Raw genomic sequence first — 14,938 nt, forward strand, 5'->3', positions numbered from 1 at the left:
ACGCATGCCAGCGCGTGCTTGCGGTCATCGAGCACGGTCCATCGGGCCTGCGCCCTGTGACCTTCGCCACACCGTCATGCCGCTGTTGTAGAGTCGAACCAGGTTCATGAGGGGGAGCCCGGTCATGCATCACGCGCGCGAACACGCCGATACGCGAACCCGAGAACGGCGCCACCGCCTGGCGCACGAAGCGGCCCGGTTGATGGCCGAAGGCGGCATCCGCGATTTTCATCAGGCCAAGCTCAAGGCGGCCAGCCGGCTGGGCATCCACGACGACGCATCGCTGCCGCGCAATCGCGAGATCGAAGACGCCCTGCGCGAGCACCAGCGCCTGTTCGCCGGACCGGCGCACGGGCTGCGCTTGCGCCAGCGCCGCGAAGCGGCGTTGCGCGCGTTGGAGTTTCTCGGCCCGTTCCAGCCGCGCCTGGCCGGCCCGGTGCTCGATGGCACGGCCGACGCCAATGCGCCGGTGCAGTTGCAGCTGCACAGCGACGATGCCGATGCCGTGCAGCGGTTTCTGGAAGAACACCGCATTCCTGCCGAATTGCGGACGCGCCGGCTGCGCCTGGACCGCGAGCGGACTGCCGAGTTTCCGGTCTGGTTGTTCAGTGCCGAGGAACTGACCTTCGACCTGACCGTGCTGCCGTACGACGCCCTGCGCCAGGCACCGTTGTCGCAGCTGGACGAAAAGCCGATGCAGCGCGCCTCTGCCGCCCAGCTGCGTCAGTTGTTGGCAGAAGAGGACGGTGGCGACGCCCCGCGACACGCGCGCTGATCGCCATACGCCATTACGCGCGACCGTGGGCATGACGCCCGCCCCGTAAAAGCAAACGCCCCGCAATGCGGGGCGTTCGTTCAAGCAGAAAACCGCAAGCGTTTAGCGCTTGGCGCTGTCGGTGTAGTCGCGCTTGTCGTAGCCGGTGTAGATCTGGCGCGGACGGCCGATCTTCATTTCCGGGTCGACCTGCTGCTCCAGCCAATGCGACACCCAGCCGGCGGTGCGTGCAATGGCGAACATCACGGTGAACATCTCCACCGGAATATTCAGCGCCTTGTAGATCAGGCCGGAATAGAAGTCGACGTTCGGGTACAGCTTGCGCTGCACGAAATAGTCGTCCTTCAGCGCGGCTTCTTCCAGCTTCAACGCCACTTCCAGCAGCGGATCGTTGACGCCCAGCTCGCCCAGCACCTTGTGGGTCATCTCGCGGATGATCTTGGCGCGCGGGTCGAAGTTCTTGTAGACGCGGTGACCGAAGCCCATCAGACGGAACGAGGAATTCTTGTCCTTGGCCTTGGCCACGGCGGACTCGACGTTGTCGGCGGTGCCGATCTCTTCCAGCATCTTCAGCACGGCTTCGTTGGCGCCGCCGTGTGCCGGGCCCCACAGCGCGGTGATGCCCGCTGCGACCGAGGCGTACGGATTGGCACCGGTCGAACCGACCAGACGCACGGTCGAGGTCGAGGCGTTCTGCTCGTGGTCGGCATGCAGGATGAACAGCAGATCCAGCGCCTTGGCCACCACCGGATTGATCTCCAGCGGCTCGCTCGGCACTTCGAACATCATGTGCAGGAAGCGGTCGACGTAGTTGAGGTTGTTGCGCGGGTAGCGGATCGGCCAGCCGATCGAATAGCGATACGCGGCAGCAGCCAGGGTCGGCACCTTGGCGATCAGACGGATGGCGGCCTGACGGCGCTGCTCCGGATCGTTGAGGTCCAGGGTGTCGTGATAGAACGCCGACAGCGAGGCGACCGAACCGGCCAGCATGGCCATCGGATGGGCGTCATGGCGGAAACCACCGAGGAAGTTCTTCAGCGACTCGTGCATCATCGTGTGATGCGTCACTTCGTGGTCGAACTTCTTGAACTCGTCCGCGGTCGGCAGCTCGCCATTCATCAGCAGATACGAGACTTCGAGGAAGCTGGACTTCTCGGCCAACTGTTCGATCGGGTAGCCGCGATACAGCAACACGCCGTTGTCGCCATCGATGTAGGTGATGGCCGACTTGCAGCTGGCGGTGGCGGTGAAGCCCGAGTCGTAGGTGAACAGACCGGTTTCTTTGGTCAGCTTTGAGATATCGACGCAATCATTGCCAAGCGTGGGCTTGAGAACCGGCAGAACGACCGACTTGTCGCCGGCGTTGAGCGTGACCTGATCAAGATCGGACACTGTGTACGCTCCTTCAGTGGAAGGCGCCTGTCACCGGATGGGCAGGCACGTGATGGAAGTCCAGGGCATCGCCCCGGATCACGTCATTATCGCACAGCAGCATTTTGGCCGTCGCTTGGACAGAAGTCGTAGACGCCCCTATCGAAGGCGTGAAAACGAAGTTGCCAAGGCCCCAAAAAACAACGGCCGCGCAATGCGCGGCCGCTGCCGGTACAGCCCGTCCTGCAAGCTCAGCGCGCGTAGCGCTTCTGGAACTTGTCGATCCGGCCGCCGGTGTCGATCACCTTGTGCTTGCCGGTATAGAACGGGTGCGATGCCGAGGAGATATCCACCTTGATCAGCGGGTATTCCTGGCCGTCTTCCCACTTCACGGTCTCTTTCGAGCTCATGGTGGAACGGGTCAGAATCTTGAAATCGGACGTCACGTCGTGGAAGACGACGTCGTTGTAGCTGGGATGAACGTTATCTTTCATGGACTTGGCGCCGGGCTGCCTGGATAAGCCGGGCATTATAGCGGCCTCCAGACGCCCGGCGCAAGATCACCCTAACCCGCCGCCAGCGCCGCCCCGACCAGACCGTAGAACTGCCGGCGGTCGTACTCCAGCAACAGGTTGGCATTGTCGGGCGCGCCACCCTGCCGGTTCCAGTCCACCAGGGTCATCCCGCGGGTATGCGTACCGGTCAACTCGACATGGACCGGACGCTGCTCCAGCCGCTGGGCACCTTCCGGGTGCAGCGCGAACGCCATCGCCAGTGCATCGGCGGCGTACCAGTACTCGCCGCGGCTGTCTTCGGACCACAGGCGGGTCTTGCGCGAGATTTCCTCGTAGAACCGCGCCTGCGCCGAGTCGGCCGCCAGCCATTGCTCGACATCGCGATGCAGCAGGCCGTGGGCGATGGTGGCTTCCCAGTCGGCCACGTCGAACTGTGGAAAGCCGCGGAACACGATATGCGCCGCTTCCGGGTCGAAGCCGATGTTGAATTCGGCCGCCGCGGTGATGTTGCCGTGCCCGGTCAACGCCCCGCCCATCACCACCAGCCGCGCCACCCGCTGCGGCAGGGTCGGATCCAGCGTCAGCGCCAGCGCCAGATTGGTCAGCGGACCGAGCGCCACCAGCAGCAGCTCGCCGGCGTATTCGTGCGACAGGCGCAGGATGGCCAGTGCAGCATGCTCGGTCTCGGCAGTACGCCTGGCCGGCGCCAGGCCGACATCGCCGAAACCGTCGATGCCATGCACATGCGCCGCGTCCACCGACGGGTGCAGCAGCGGCTGCGGGCAGCCCGCGTAGACCGGCACATCCTCACGCCCGGCAATCTCGCAGACCTTCAAGGCATTGCGCACGGTGTGCTCCAAGCCGACGTTGCCGGCGGCGATGGTCAGGCCAACGACCTCATGCCGGGGGTCGTTGAAGGCCATCAGCAAGGCCAGCGCGTCGTCCACGCCCGGGTCGGTGTCGATCAGCAGCGGTATCTTTTTGGTCATGGGATTGGAGATTCGGGATTCGGGATTCGGGATTCGTTGCCGCATCTTCGCAAGGATCAGCGAGGCGCGCGAATCACCGGGACGCCAAGGCGGCAGCAGCCTTGCCTTTACGATTCCCGATTCCCGATTCCCCAATCCCGATTCCCGATTCCCCAATCCCCGCCACTCAAGCCGCGGCGTAACGCACCGCGCTGCCGATCCAGCGCGCGACCACACGGTCGGCAATCTCCGGCGCGTCGGCCAGCAGCCGCTCGGCAAGCACCTGCACGCGCGGCAGCAACCCGGCATCGCGGGTGAGATCGGCGATGCGGAAGCTGGCCAGGCCGGTCTGGCGGGTGCCCAGCAATTCGCCGGGGCCGCGCAGCTCCAGATCCTTTTCGGCGATCACGAAGCCGTCGTTGGTCTGGCGCATGGTTTCCAGGCGTTGCCGCGCCATCATCGATAGCGGCGCCTGATACAGCAGCACGCAACTGGACGCGGCCGCGCCGCGCCCGACCCGGCCGCGCAACTGGTGCAACTGCGCCAGGCCCAGGCGCTCGGCGTTTTCGATGATCATCAGCGAGGCGTTGGGCACGTCCACGCCGACCTCGATCACCGTGGTGGCGACCAGCAGATCGGTGCGGCCCTGCTTGAAATCCAGCATGGCTTTCTGTTTTTCGGCCGCTTTCATGCGCCCGTGCACCAGCGCCACACGCACCCCGGGCAATTGCGCGGACAGGGCTTGGAAGGTGACCTCCGCCGCCTGCGCTTCGATCCTTGGCGGGCCGCTGGGCGCGTCCTTGCCAGGCTCCTCGCTTTCTTCGATCAGGGTGCAGACCCAGTAGGCCTGACGCCCTTCGGCGCAGGCGGCGCGGATGCGCTCGACCAGCTCCGGCCGACGCTCGGCACTGAGCACGATGGTCTGCACCGGCGTGCGCCCGGGCGGGAGTTCGTCGATCGCCGAAACATCCAGGTCTGCATAGGTGGACATTGCCAGGGTGCGCGGAATCGGCGTGGCGGTCATCACCAACTGATGCGGCACGCTGCCGGCAGCTGCGCCCTTGTCGCGCAAGGCCAGGCGCTGATGCACGCCGAAGCGGTGCTGCTCGTCGATGATGGCCAGCGCCAGATCGTGGAAGACCACCGCCTCCTGCATCAGCGCATGCGTGCCGACCACCACCTGCGCCTGGCCGGAGGCCACCTCGGCCATCGCCGCGGCGCGCGCCTTGCCGGTGACCTTGCCGGCCAGCCAGACGATGTGCACGCCCAGCGGTTCCAGCCAGCCACGCAGATTGGTGAGGTGCTGCTCGGCCAGCAGCTCGGTCGGCGCGGCCAGTGCGACCTGCTTGCCCTGCTCCACCGCCAGCATCGCCGCCAATGCGGCAACCACGGTCTTGCCGCTGCCGACATCGCCTTGCACCAGCCGCAGCATCGGCGATGGCTTGGCCAGGTCGCGGGCAATCTGTGCGAACACGCGCCGCTGCGCGCCGGTGAGCTGGAACGGCAATGCCGCACGCAGTTGCTGCACCAGGGTGCCGTTGCCCGGCAGCAGCGGCGCGCGGAAGCGCTGCAGGGCGATGCGCTGGCGGCGCAGGCTGAGCTGATGCGCCAGCAGTTCTTCGATCGCCAGACGCTGCTGGGCCGGATGCCCACCGGCGAGCAACTGCTGCGGGTCGGTGCTCACCGGCGGGCGATGCATGGTCAGCAGCGCGGCGCGCAGCGAGGGCAGTTGTTGGTCCTGCAACCAGTGCGGCGGCAGCAGTTCCAGCGCGGCCTCTTCCGGCAACCGCTCCAGCGCCTGGCCGATGAGCTTGCGCAGCGTGGCCGGGCCCACGCCTTCCAGGACCGGATAGACCGGATCCAGGCTGTCACCCAGCACGGCATCCTCGCCAGGTGCCAGCACACGGTAGCTGGGATGCACGATTTCCCAGCCGTTCTGTCCCGGCTTGGGCGTTCCGAACACCCGCAACCGCGTGCCCGGTGCGAACTGCGCCACCTGCGCGGCGCGGAAATGGAAGAAGCGCAGCACCACGCTGCCGTGCGACTCGTCCGAGACCGCCACGCGCAACACCGGGCGAAAGCGGAAGCCGCGCTCCACCGCGTCCACGCGCCCCTCGATCTGCGCCGGCACACCGCTCTGCAACTGCGCGATCGTGGTCAGCCGCGTGCGGTCCTCGTAGCGCAAGGGCAGATGCAGCCACAGATCCTGCAGCGTCAAAATGCCGCGCGCAGCAAATTTCTCGGCCACTTTCGGGCCGACGCCGGGCAGGCTGGCAAGCGAGGCCTGGCCTGCGACGGCCAGGCGCGGGGTGAGGGTCGCTGCGCGCGGCACGGCAGGGCGCTCGGGTCAGCCGAGCTGGATCAGTCGAGCACCATCACCGCATCGACCTCGAAGCCGGCGCCCTTGGGCAGGCCGGAGACCTCGATGGTCGAACGCGCGGGGAACGGCGCCTGGAAATACTCCTGCATCACCACATTGACGGCGGCGAACTGGCCCAGATCGGTGAGGTACAGGCCCAGCCGCACGATCCTGTCGAGCGAGCCGCCGGCCGCCTCCGCAACTGCCTTGAGGTTGTCGAACGCGCGGCGTGCCTGCGCGCCGATGTCGCCGGGCACGATCTCGCCGGTGGCCGGGTCCAGCGGGATCTGCCCGGAGAAATACACGGTGTTGCCGGCGCGCACGGCCTGGGAATACGGACCGATGGCGGCAGGCGCCTGATCGGTATGGATGATCTGGGACATGGGAACTCCGTCAACACTGAAAACAAGCGCGCATTGTATCGGCGCATGCGGCAGGGGAGCGACTGGTGAAGGCGCAGGACCGGCTTGGTGACTCAGGTGCCGGCGCCTGACGCGAGCCGGTGGGTTGAAAGCCCCCAAGCCGCGGGGCGAGAAGGCACGGATTGCACGCCACCGGCGCGCCCGCCCGCGAGCACCCGCATCGCGGGCCGGGCCGTGGCGTGGCATGAGGGCTGGGGTGAGGGTACGGAATCGCCCTAGGTGATCGGCGCCGGGTTGAACAGGGCCAGGTCATTGTGCAGGCGATGCTGCTCGGTCCAGGTGCGTTGGCCGCTGGCCACGTCCAGATAGCGCTGAAACAGCTCCCAGCCCAGCTGCTCCAGCGTCTTGGCCCCGGTGGCCACGCCGCCAGCGTCGATATCCATCAGGTCGGACCAGCGCTGCGCCAGCTCGCTGCGGGTGGCGACCTTGATCACCGGTACCATGCCCAGGCCGTACGGGGTGCCGCGCCCGGTCGTGAACACATGCAGGTTCATGCCGGCGGCCACCTGCAGCGTGCCGCAGACAAAATCGCTGGCGGGCGTGGCGCAGTACTGCAATCCACGCCCCTTGACCCGCTCACCGGGCGGCACCACGCCGTTGATCGCCGACGAGCCGGACTTGGCGATCGAGCCCATCGCCTTCTCCACGATGTTGGCCAGCCCGCCCTTCTTGTTGCCCGGCGTGGTATTGGCGCTGCGGTCGGCCTGGCCGCGTGCCAGATAGCCGTCGTACCAGGCCATTTCGCGCACCAGCGCCTTGGCCACCTCGGCATTGGCGGCGCGCGGTACCAGTAGATGGATGCCATCGCGCACTTCGGTGTTTTCCGAGAACATCACCGTGGCGCCGGCACGCACCAGCAGGTCGGCGGCCACGCCCAGGCCTGGGTTGGCGGTGACGCCGGAAAACGCGTCGCTGCCGCCGCATTGCATGCCCACCACCAGTTCGCTGGCCGGCACGGCTTCGCGGCGGCGCAGGTCCAGATGGCGCAGCCGTTCCTCGGCCATGGCCATGATCGAACTCACCATGTCGGCAAAGCCCAGGCTGGCTTCCTGCAGGCGATACACGCCACTGTCGTCCTCGGTGGCGTCGTCGGGCAGCAGACGCTCGGGTGCGAGCTTCTCGCAACCTAGGCCCACGATCAGCGCCTGCCCGCCGAAGTTGGGGCTGCGCGCGATATTGCGCAGCGTGCGGATGGGAATGATGGCCTCCGGCGCGGTGATTGCCACGCCACAGCCGTAGACGTGATTGACCGCCACGACATCGTCGACATGGGGATACCTGGGCAGCACCTCGGCGCGGATGCGCTCGACCGCATGCTCAAGCACGCCGACCACGCACTGCACGCTGGTCATGATGCCCAGGATGTTGCGCGTGCCCACGCTGCCATCGCGATTACGGTAGCCCTGGAAGGTGTAGCCCTCCAGCGGCTCGGGCTCCGGCGCCGGATGCAGCGACAGATCCAGCGTGGTCAGCTCGGGGGCCTGCGGCATGTCCAGCAGCTGCTCTCTCACCCATGCGCCGCGCAGGATGTCGGCGTTGGCAGTACCGATGACCGCGCCCAGGCGGATCACCGCCGCGCCTTTGCGCAGGTCCACCAGGGCGATCTTGTGGCCCTGCGGAATATGCTCGATGGCGGTGAGACCGTCGGCGAAGGTGGCGCCGGCGGGCGCGCCGCCATCGTTGACGACAATGGCGACATTGTCGCGCGCATGGGCGCGGATGCTGAGCCAGGGCATGGCGTGCTGGGTTGCGGACATCAGGGGGCTACCTTGCAGGGCATTGGGGGTGGAGTGCATTAGCGGTCGGGGCTGTCGAACTGGCGCCGGTACTGCAGGATCAACCGATTTTCATCGACATTGCGCTGGTAGTTGGAGCGAAAGGTGCCGTTGAACCAGATGATGCTGAGGTGCTTGAAGCGCTCGCCCTGGAATTGATAGGTGGTCAGCACGTCGCGCGCCCACTCGCGGCCTTCGCCGGCATAGGTGGCCGGCCGTGCATCGTCGCCGCTGATGTAGCGCGCCATGACGCTGAGGCCGGGGATGCCGATGCTGTCGCCATCGATGCTGTAGCGCAGCTGCCAGCTGCGCTCGCCGCGTTCGAGAAAGTCGTTGATGAAGGTCCAGTTGAAGACGTTGCCATCGGTACCTCCCGGCCAGGGCATCGCGCTGGGCCCGGACAGCCTCTGATAGCCGGCGCCGAATTCATGGCCGCCGCTGCGCCAGGACAGCATGCTGCTGAACATGCGGTTGTCGATCGGGCCGGCGCGCGACTGGCCGACGGCGTCGGTGCGGAAATAGCGCAGATCCACGCGCAGGCGGTCCTTGCCGAACATGTGGGTCTGGATCAGGTTGTAGAGCTGCTGGCGGTAGATGTCCTCCATCAACCCGCCTTGATAACGCAGCTGGGTAGCGGGGGCCAGCGTGTAGGTGGCCGACACCAGATTGAACGCATCCGAATCCGGGGTACCGAGGAAGCGGCGGTTCTTGTTGGTCAGGGTGATCGGCACGCGCGAATCGCCGTCGCGGTACCAGGCGCTGGTGAAGCGGGCCAGCAGCAGGTCGAGCTTCGGGATGTCCTTGGATTCCAGCGTCACGCCCTGAAACGTCTCGGGCATGATGCGGGTGATGCTGGCACGCACCAGCGGCTCGTTGGGAATGAAGCTGCCCCATTTCAATTCGGTCTGCGAGGCGCGCAGCTTGAGCGTGGGCGCCACCCGGACCAGCGCATGCTGGGCGGTGCCGTCGTCGTCGTTGGGCAGCAGGCCGGTGCCGCCTTCGGCGCGTACGCCATCGAGCTTGAAATCGCCGATGCCCAGCAGGTCCAGGCCCGCGCCGATCGGGCCGCGGGTGTAGCCGCTTCTGGCATCGACCACGAAGCCCTGCGCCCATTCGGCCCGCTTGCCCTGCCCTTCGCCACTGCGGAAGTCGCGGTTGTAGTAGAAGTTCAGCGCGGTGACCTCGGCGGTGGCGCCCTGCCAGAACCCCTCGTCGGGGTGTTGCGCGCGCGCGCGCCCGGCCGCGCCGACCGCCAGCAGCGCGGCGCCGCTGATTGCCATCATGCGTTTCATTGCTCGGTTCTCCACCTGCGGTGAACGCGCCGCCATGCGCTGCGGCCGGCACTCCGGCAGCAGGCATCGGGACGCCTCAGCGCACCAGGCACGGCCGCTTGTTGTCGAAGGTCCAGTTGGGGATCAGCGCCTGCATGGCGGCCGCATCGTCGCGCACGCCCAGGCCCAGGCTCTGGTAGGTGCGATGCGCGGCCTCCAGCGCGTCCATGTCCAGCTCCACGCCCAGCCCTGGCCTGGCCGGCACCTGGATCTGGCCGTCGGCAATCTGCAACGGAGCGCGGGTGAGGCGCTGGCCGTCCTGCCAGATCCAGTGCGTATCGATGGCGGTGATGTGCCCGGGCGCGGCGGCGGCCACATGGGTGAACATGGCCAGTGAAATGTCGAAGTGGTTGTTGGAATGCGAGCCCCAGGTCAGGCCCCAGTCGCGGCACAGTTGCGCCACCCGCACCGAGCCCTGCAAGGTCCAGAAATGCGGATCGGCCAGCGGGATGTCCACCGACTGCAACTGGATGGCATGGCCCATCTGGCGCCAGTCGGTGGCGATCATGTTGGTGGCGGTGGGCAGGCCGGTGGCACGACGGAACTCGGCCATGACCTCGCGGCCGGAATAGCCCTGCTCGGCACCGCAAGGGTCCTCGGCATAGGCCAGCACGCCATGCATGTCGCGGCACAGCGCGATGGCCTGCTGCAGCGACCACGCCCCATTGGGATCGAGGGTGATGCGCGCCTGCGGAAAGCGCGCGTGCAACGCGTGGATCGCCTCGATCTCGTCCTCGCCGCGCAGCACGCCGCCCTTGAGCTTGAAATCGCGGAAGCCGTACTTCGCATAGGCCGCTTCGGCCAGCTGCACCACCGCCGCAGGCGTCAACGCTTCTTCGTCGCGCAATGCTTCCCACTCGTTGCGTGCAACGCTGCCGTCGCGGTAACTCAGGCCGGTCTTGCGGCGGTCGCCGATGAAGAACAGATAGCCCAGCACGTCCACCGCATCGCGCTGCTGGCCTTCGCCGAGCAGCGCGGCGACCGGCTGGTCCAGGAACTGCCCCAGCAGATCCAGCAGCGCCGCCTCGATGGCGGTCACCGCATGGATGGTGATGCGCAGATCGAAGGTCTGCAGGCCACGCCCGGCGCTGTCGCGGTCGGCAAAGGCGGTGCGCACCTGGTTGAGGATGCGTTGGTAGTCGGCGATGGAGCGGTTGCGGATCAGCGCAGCCGCCTCGTTCAACAAACCGGCGATGGCAGCGCCGCCAGGCACCTCGCCCACGCCGGTGCGTCCGGACGAATCGCGCAACACCAGCACGTTGCGGGTGAAGTACGGCGCATGCGCGCCACTGAGATTGAGCAGCATGCTGTCCTGGCCGGCGACCGGCACCACGCGGATGTCGGTGATGCGCGGCGTGGTGCCGATGTTTGCAGCTGAGGTATGAATGGTCATCAGGAGTCTCCGAAGACGATCAACGCGGTGCGGTGACAGGCGCGGCCGGGCCACCCGGAGGCGCCTTCAGTTCGACGCGCTTGATGTCGCCAACCACGGCCAGATAGGACACCACCGCCAGCAGGGCATTGAGCCCGACGAAGACCAGCGCCCACTCGAAGCTGCCGGTGGTGGAGACGATGTAGCCGATGACGATCGGCGTGGTGATGCCGGCGATGTTGCCGAAGGTGTTGAACAGGCCGCCGGACAGGCCGGCGATTTCCTTGGGCGAGGTATCGGCGACCACCGCCCAGCCCAAAGCGCCGATGCCCTTGCCGAAGAAGGCCAGCGCCATCAACCCCACCACCATCCATTCGGCCTGCACATAGTTGCAGCCGATCATCGTCACCGACATCAGCATGCCGACCACGATCGGCGTCTTGCGCGAGACGGTGAGCGAATACCCACGCCGCACCATGCGGTCGGAGACATAACCGCCGAGCACGCCGCCGGCGAAGCCGCACACTGCCGGCAACGAGGCCACGAAGCCGGCTTCCAGGATCGACATGCCGCGTTCCTTCACCAGGTACACCGGGAACCAGGTCAGGAAGAAATAGGTCAGCGTGGTGATGCAGTACTGGCCGATATACACCCCCAGCAGCATGCGGTTGCGCAGCAGTTGCTTGGCGTAATGCCATTGCGCGCCCCTGGGCTGGCTGCCTGGCCTGTTGCCCTGCTCCATGTCCACCAGCGCGCCATTGCGCTGGATGTAGTCCAGCTCCTGCGCAGACAGGCGCGGGTGTTCGCGTGGCGCATAGATGGTCTTGCGCCACAGCAACGCCAGCAGCACACCCACGCCGCCCATCACCAGGAAGACATGCTCCCACCCCCAGGCATGCACCAGCCAGCCCATCAGCGGCGCAAACGCCACCGTGGCGAAGTACTGCGCGGAGTTGAAGATGGACGCGGCCAGGCCACGCTCGGCGGTGGGAAACCAGGCCGCGACGATGCGGCTGTTGCCGGGAAACGAGGGGGCTTCGGCAATGCCCACCAGAAAGCGCAGCACGAATAGCGTGGTCACCGCCCAGGCCATCGGCACCCAGCCGATGAAGCCCTGCAGCGCGGTGAACAATGACCAGACCAGCAGCGACAGCCCGTACACGTGGCGCGAGCCGAAGCGATCGAGCAACCAGCCGCCGGGAATCTGCCCGGCCACATACGCCCAGCCGAACGCGGAAAAGATGAAACCCATCTGCAGCGCGTCGATGCCCAGTGCATCCTGGACCGCGGAACTGGCAATGGACAGGGTGGCGCGATCGGCGTAGTTGATCGTGGTCACCACGAACAACATCAGCAGGATCAGGTAACGCCTGCGCGGAACCGCCGCTGCGCCGATTGCCGTTGAACCGACCGTTTTTGAATCGATAGCCATCATCGTTCCTCACCTATGACGATGGAAGCGCACTGCGCTTCGGTACTTCGAGTGGGCCTGCGATTGGCGTGCCGGACCCTCCTCCGGCACGCCTCAGGCAACGTTGCGAGCGGGGCGGTCAGTCGTGGCCCAGTGCGCCGTCCACGCGCCGCCATAGGCCCAGCGGATTGCCGTGCGCCACGGCCGCCGGCAACAGCGCCGCCGGCAAATCCTGGTAGCAGACCGGTCGCAGGAAGCGGTCGATCGCCAGCGTGCCCACCGAGGTGCTGCGGCTGTCGGACGTGGCCGGGAACGGGCCGCCATGCACCATCGCGTGGCAGACCTCCACGCCGGTGGGCCAGTCGTTGACCAGGATGCGGCCGGCCTTGCGCTCCAGCACCGGCAGCAGCGCGGCCGCCAGCTCGGTATCGCCGTCGTCCATGTGCAAGGTGGCGGTGAGCTGGCCCTCCAGCTGTTCGCTCAATGCGCGCAACTGGGTGATGTCCTTGCAGCGCACCAGCAGCGACGAGGCGCCGAACACCTCGGCTTGCAGCGCTTCGTCGGCCAGGAAGGCATCGGCATCGGTACCGAACAACGCCGCCGGGCAACGCCCCGTGTTCGCCGCCGCGCCACGCGCCAGCGTGGCCACTCGCGGATGCGCACCCAACCGTTGCACGCCTTGCGCGTACGCCTGGCCGATGCCTGCGGTGAGCATCGGCGCCGGTGAGACTTCCTGCAGCGTTTGCGTTGCGGAGGCGATGAAGGCGTCCAGCGCCGGCGAATCGATCGCCAGCAGCAGGCCGGGGTTGGTGCAGAACTGTCCCGCACCCAGGGTGAGCGAGCCGACGAAGGCCTTACCCAGGTCGGACGCGCGTGCCTGCAGCGCCTGCGGCAACAGATACACCGGATTGATCGCGCTCATCTCCGCATACACCGGAATCGGTTCGCGGCGTGCCGCGGCAATCTTGACCAGCGCCATGCCGCCGGCACGCGAGCCGGTGAAGCCCACCGCCTTGATGCGCGCATCGGCCACCAGCTGCGCGCCAATCTCGATTCCCGCATCGAACAGCAGCGAGAACACCCCTTCCGGCAGGCCGCACTGCGCCACCGCGGCCTGGATCGCGCGGCCGACCAGTTCGGAAGTGCCTGGATGCGCGCCATGCGCCTTGACCACCACCGGGCAGCCGGCCGCCAGGGCCGAAGCGGTATCGCCGCCGGCCACCGAGAACGCCAGCGGAAAGTTGCTGGCGCCGAACACCGCCACCGGCCCCAGCGCGATATGGCGCTGGCGCAGGTCCGCGCGCGGCAACGGCGTGCGCTGCGGCATGGCGGGGTCGATGCGGGCCTGCAGCCAGCTGCCTTCGCGCACCACGTTGGCAAATAACCGCAACTGCCCCACGGTGCGTCCGCGTTCACCTTCCAGGCGTGCCCGTGGCAAGCCGCTTTCGCGCATCGCGCGTTCAATCAGCGTATCGCCCAGCGCCAGGATCTGCTCGGCGATGGTCTCCAGAAAGCCGGCGCGCGCTTCCAGCGGTGTGTCGCGATAGATATCGAAGGCCGCGTGCGCCAGCGCACAGGCCTGTTCCAGATCCTGCACGCTTACCGAGCCGAACGCTGGCTGCAACGACGCGCCGCTGGCCGCATCCACGCCCTGGAATGGCGCACCGGTGCCTTGCACACAGCGCTGCCCGATCAGCGATTCACCCTGGATGGCATGCATTAGCGGCGCCCTCCGATCAGTTGCTTGAGGTGCGCAAATTCGGCCTCGGTCAGGTCGGCCAAGGGCGAGCGCACCGGCCCGGCCGGGCGGCCCACCGCACGCATGCCGGCCTTGACGATGGACACCGCATAGCCGGCGCGCCGGTTGCGCAACACCGTGTACGGCAGTACGAAGTCGTTGAGCTCGCGGTAGATGGTGGCGTGGTCGCGGGCGCGCACTGCGGCATAGAACGCCAGCGCCCATTCGGGGAGGAAGTTGAAGATGGCCGACGAATAGGTGGTGACGCCCATTTCCAGATATGGCAGCGCAAAGGTTTCGGCGGTGGGCAGGCCGCCCACGTACAGCAGCCGGTCGCCCAGCCGTGCGTAGATGCGGGTCATGCGATCCACGTCGCCGATGCCGTCCTTGTAGCCCACCAGGTTGGGGCAGCGTTCGGCCACGCGCGCCAGGGTCACATCGTCGAGCCTGGCGTTGGCGCGGCCATAGACGATCACGCCCAGTGAGGTCGCCTTGCAGACGCGTTCGACATGCTCGGCCACGCCGTCGGCATCGCACTCGGTCAGGTATGGCGGAAACAGCAGGATGCCGTCGGCGTCGCTGCGTTCGGCCGCCTGCGCCATTTCGGTCGCGATCGCGGTGCCGTAGCCGGCCGGCGCGATCACCGGCATGCGCCCGGCGGTCTGGGTCACCGCGGCACGCACGGCGCGGTTGACCTCGTCCAGGGTCAGCGAAAACAGCTCGCCGGTCCCGCCTGCGGCGAACAGCCCGGCCGCCGGGTGGGAGGACAGCCAGTCCAGGTTGGCGCGATAGGCCGGCTCGTCAAACGCCAGATCGGCATCGAAATGGGTGACCGGAAACGACAGCAACCCGGCGCCAAGCGCCTGGGCCATTTCGGACGGGGTATATCTGCTGCTCATCG

The 14,938-nt window shown here is 67.0% G+C and carries 12 protein-coding genes; 1 reads left to right on the forward strand and 11 read right to left on the reverse strand.

The annotated features are described in order from the left end of the window. Nucleotides 1–124: 124 nt before the first annotated feature. Complete coding sequence (locus H7A86_RS15995; RefSeq protein WP_119131022.1) at nt 125–775, forward strand: hypothetical protein; 651 nt, start codon at nt 125–127, stop codon at nt 773–775. A 102-nt stretch (nt 776–877) separates the two neighbouring features. Here the strand turns inward: H7A86_RS15995 and H7A86_RS16000 are convergent, their stop codons facing one another. The 11 genes from H7A86_RS16000 to kdgD all read right to left on the reverse strand — a co-directional run bounded on the left by H7A86_RS16000 (nt 878) and on the right by kdgD (nt 14,936). Continuing rightward, nucleotides 878–2,167 carry a citrate synthase gene (locus tag H7A86_RS16000; protein WP_039409911.1) on the reverse strand — a complete coding sequence of 430 codons (1,290 nt, stop codon included), beginning with the start codon at nt 2,165–2,167 and terminating at the stop codon, nt 878–880. Nucleotides 2,168–2,397: 230 nt separating this feature from the next. Further along, on the reverse strand, nt 2,398–2,640 hold the full coding sequence (locus tag H7A86_RS16005; protein WP_024938126.1) for a type B 50S ribosomal protein L31: 243 nt from the start codon (nt 2,638–2,640) through the stop codon (nt 2,398–2,400). Between the two features lie 71 nt (nt 2,641–2,711). Then, a complete protein-coding gene (locus H7A86_RS16010; protein WP_119131021.1) occupies nt 2,712–3,650 on the reverse strand; it encodes a nucleoside hydrolase in 939 nt (312 codons plus the stop codon). A 166-nt stretch (nt 3,651–3,816) separates the two neighbouring features. Continuing rightward, the gene (gene recG, locus H7A86_RS16015) at nt 3,817–5,961 is read right to left on the reverse strand and encodes an ATP-dependent DNA helicase RecG (RefSeq protein WP_119131020.1); all 2,145 of its coding nucleotides are present in this window, start codon (nt 5,959–5,961) and stop codon (nt 3,817–3,819) included. A 29-nt stretch (nt 5,962–5,990) separates the two neighbouring features. Beyond that, the gene (locus H7A86_RS16020) at nt 5,991–6,371 is read right to left on the reverse strand and encodes a RidA family protein (RefSeq protein ID WP_119131019.1); all 381 of its coding nucleotides are present in this window, start codon (nt 6,369–6,371) and stop codon (nt 5,991–5,993) included. A gap of 254 nt (nt 6,372–6,625) precedes the next feature. Next, nucleotides 6,626–8,167 carry a galactarate dehydratase gene (gene garD, locus H7A86_RS16025; RefSeq protein ID WP_119131018.1) on the reverse strand — a complete coding sequence of 514 codons (1,542 nt, stop codon included), beginning with the start codon at nt 8,165–8,167 and terminating at the stop codon, nt 6,626–6,628. Between the two features lie 38 nt (nt 8,168–8,205). Then, nucleotides 8,206–9,477: an OprD family porin gene (locus H7A86_RS16030; protein WP_119131017.1), complete on the reverse strand. Its 1,272-nt coding sequence runs from the start codon at nt 9,475–9,477 to the stop codon at nt 8,206–8,208. Nucleotides 9,478–9,553: 76 nt separating this feature from the next. After that, a complete protein-coding gene (gene gudD, locus H7A86_RS16035; RefSeq protein ID WP_119131016.1) occupies nt 9,554–10,909 on the reverse strand; it encodes a glucarate dehydratase in 1,356 nt (451 codons plus the stop codon). A gap of 19 nt (nt 10,910–10,928) precedes the next feature. Next, nucleotides 10,929–12,323 carry an MFS transporter gene (locus H7A86_RS16040; RefSeq protein WP_321186569.1) on the reverse strand — a complete coding sequence of 465 codons (1,395 nt, stop codon included), beginning with the start codon at nt 12,321–12,323 and terminating at the stop codon, nt 10,929–10,931. Between the two features lie 115 nt (nt 12,324–12,438). Then, the gene (locus tag H7A86_RS16045; protein WP_119131015.1) at nt 12,439–14,019 is read right to left on the reverse strand and encodes an aldehyde dehydrogenase (NADP(+)); all 1,581 of its coding nucleotides are present in this window, start codon (nt 14,017–14,019) and stop codon (nt 12,439–12,441) included. Next, on the reverse strand, nt 14,019–14,936 hold the full coding sequence (gene kdgD, locus H7A86_RS16050) for a 5-dehydro-4-deoxyglucarate dehydratase (RefSeq protein WP_119131014.1): 918 nt from the start codon (nt 14,934–14,936) through the stop codon (nt 14,019–14,021). The genes H7A86_RS16045 and kdgD overlap by 1 nt, the downstream gene beginning before the upstream one ends. Between the last annotated feature and the right edge of the window lie 2 nt (nt 14,937–14,938).

The organism is Xanthomonas euroxanthea (assembly GCF_903989455.1).
GTDB lineage: Bacteria > Pseudomonadota > Gammaproteobacteria > Xanthomonadales > Xanthomonadaceae > Xanthomonas > Xanthomonas euroxanthea.

Coding starts and splice junctions, on each gene's coding strand:
- H7A86_RS15995 (WP_119131022.1), top strand. CDS start 125: ATGCATCACGCGCGCGAACACGCCGATACGCGAACCCGAGAACGGCGC.
- H7A86_RS16005 (WP_024938126.1), bottom strand. CDS start 2,640: ATGAAAGATAACGTTCATCCCAGCTACAACGACGTCGTCTTCCACGAC.
- H7A86_RS16010 (WP_119131021.1), bottom strand. CDS start 3,650: ATGACCAAAAAGATACCGCTGCTGATCGACACCGACCCGGGCGTGGAC.
- H7A86_RS16020 (WP_119131019.1), bottom strand. CDS start 6,371: ATGTCCCAGATCATCCATACCGATCAGGCGCCTGCCGCCATCGGTCCG.
- garD (WP_119131018.1), bottom strand. CDS start 8,167: ATGTCCGCAACCCAGCACGCCATGCCCTGGCTCAGCATCCGCGCCCAT.
- H7A86_RS16030 (WP_119131017.1), bottom strand. CDS start 9,477: ATGAAACGCATGATGGCAATCAGCGGCGCCGCGCTGCTGGCGGTCGGC.
- gudD (WP_119131016.1), bottom strand. CDS start 10,909: ATGACCATTCATACCTCAGCTGCAAACATCGGCACCACGCCGCGCATC.
- H7A86_RS16040 (WP_321186569.1), bottom strand. CDS start 12,323: ATGATGGCTATCGATTCAAAAACGGTCGGTTCAACGGCAATCGGCGCA.
- H7A86_RS16045 (WP_119131015.1), bottom strand. CDS start 14,019: ATGCATGCCATCCAGGGTGAATCGCTGATCGGGCAGCGCTGTGTGCAA.
- kdgD (WP_119131014.1), bottom strand. CDS start 14,936: ATGAGCAGCAGATATACCCCGTCCGAAATGGCCCAGGCGCTTGGCGCC.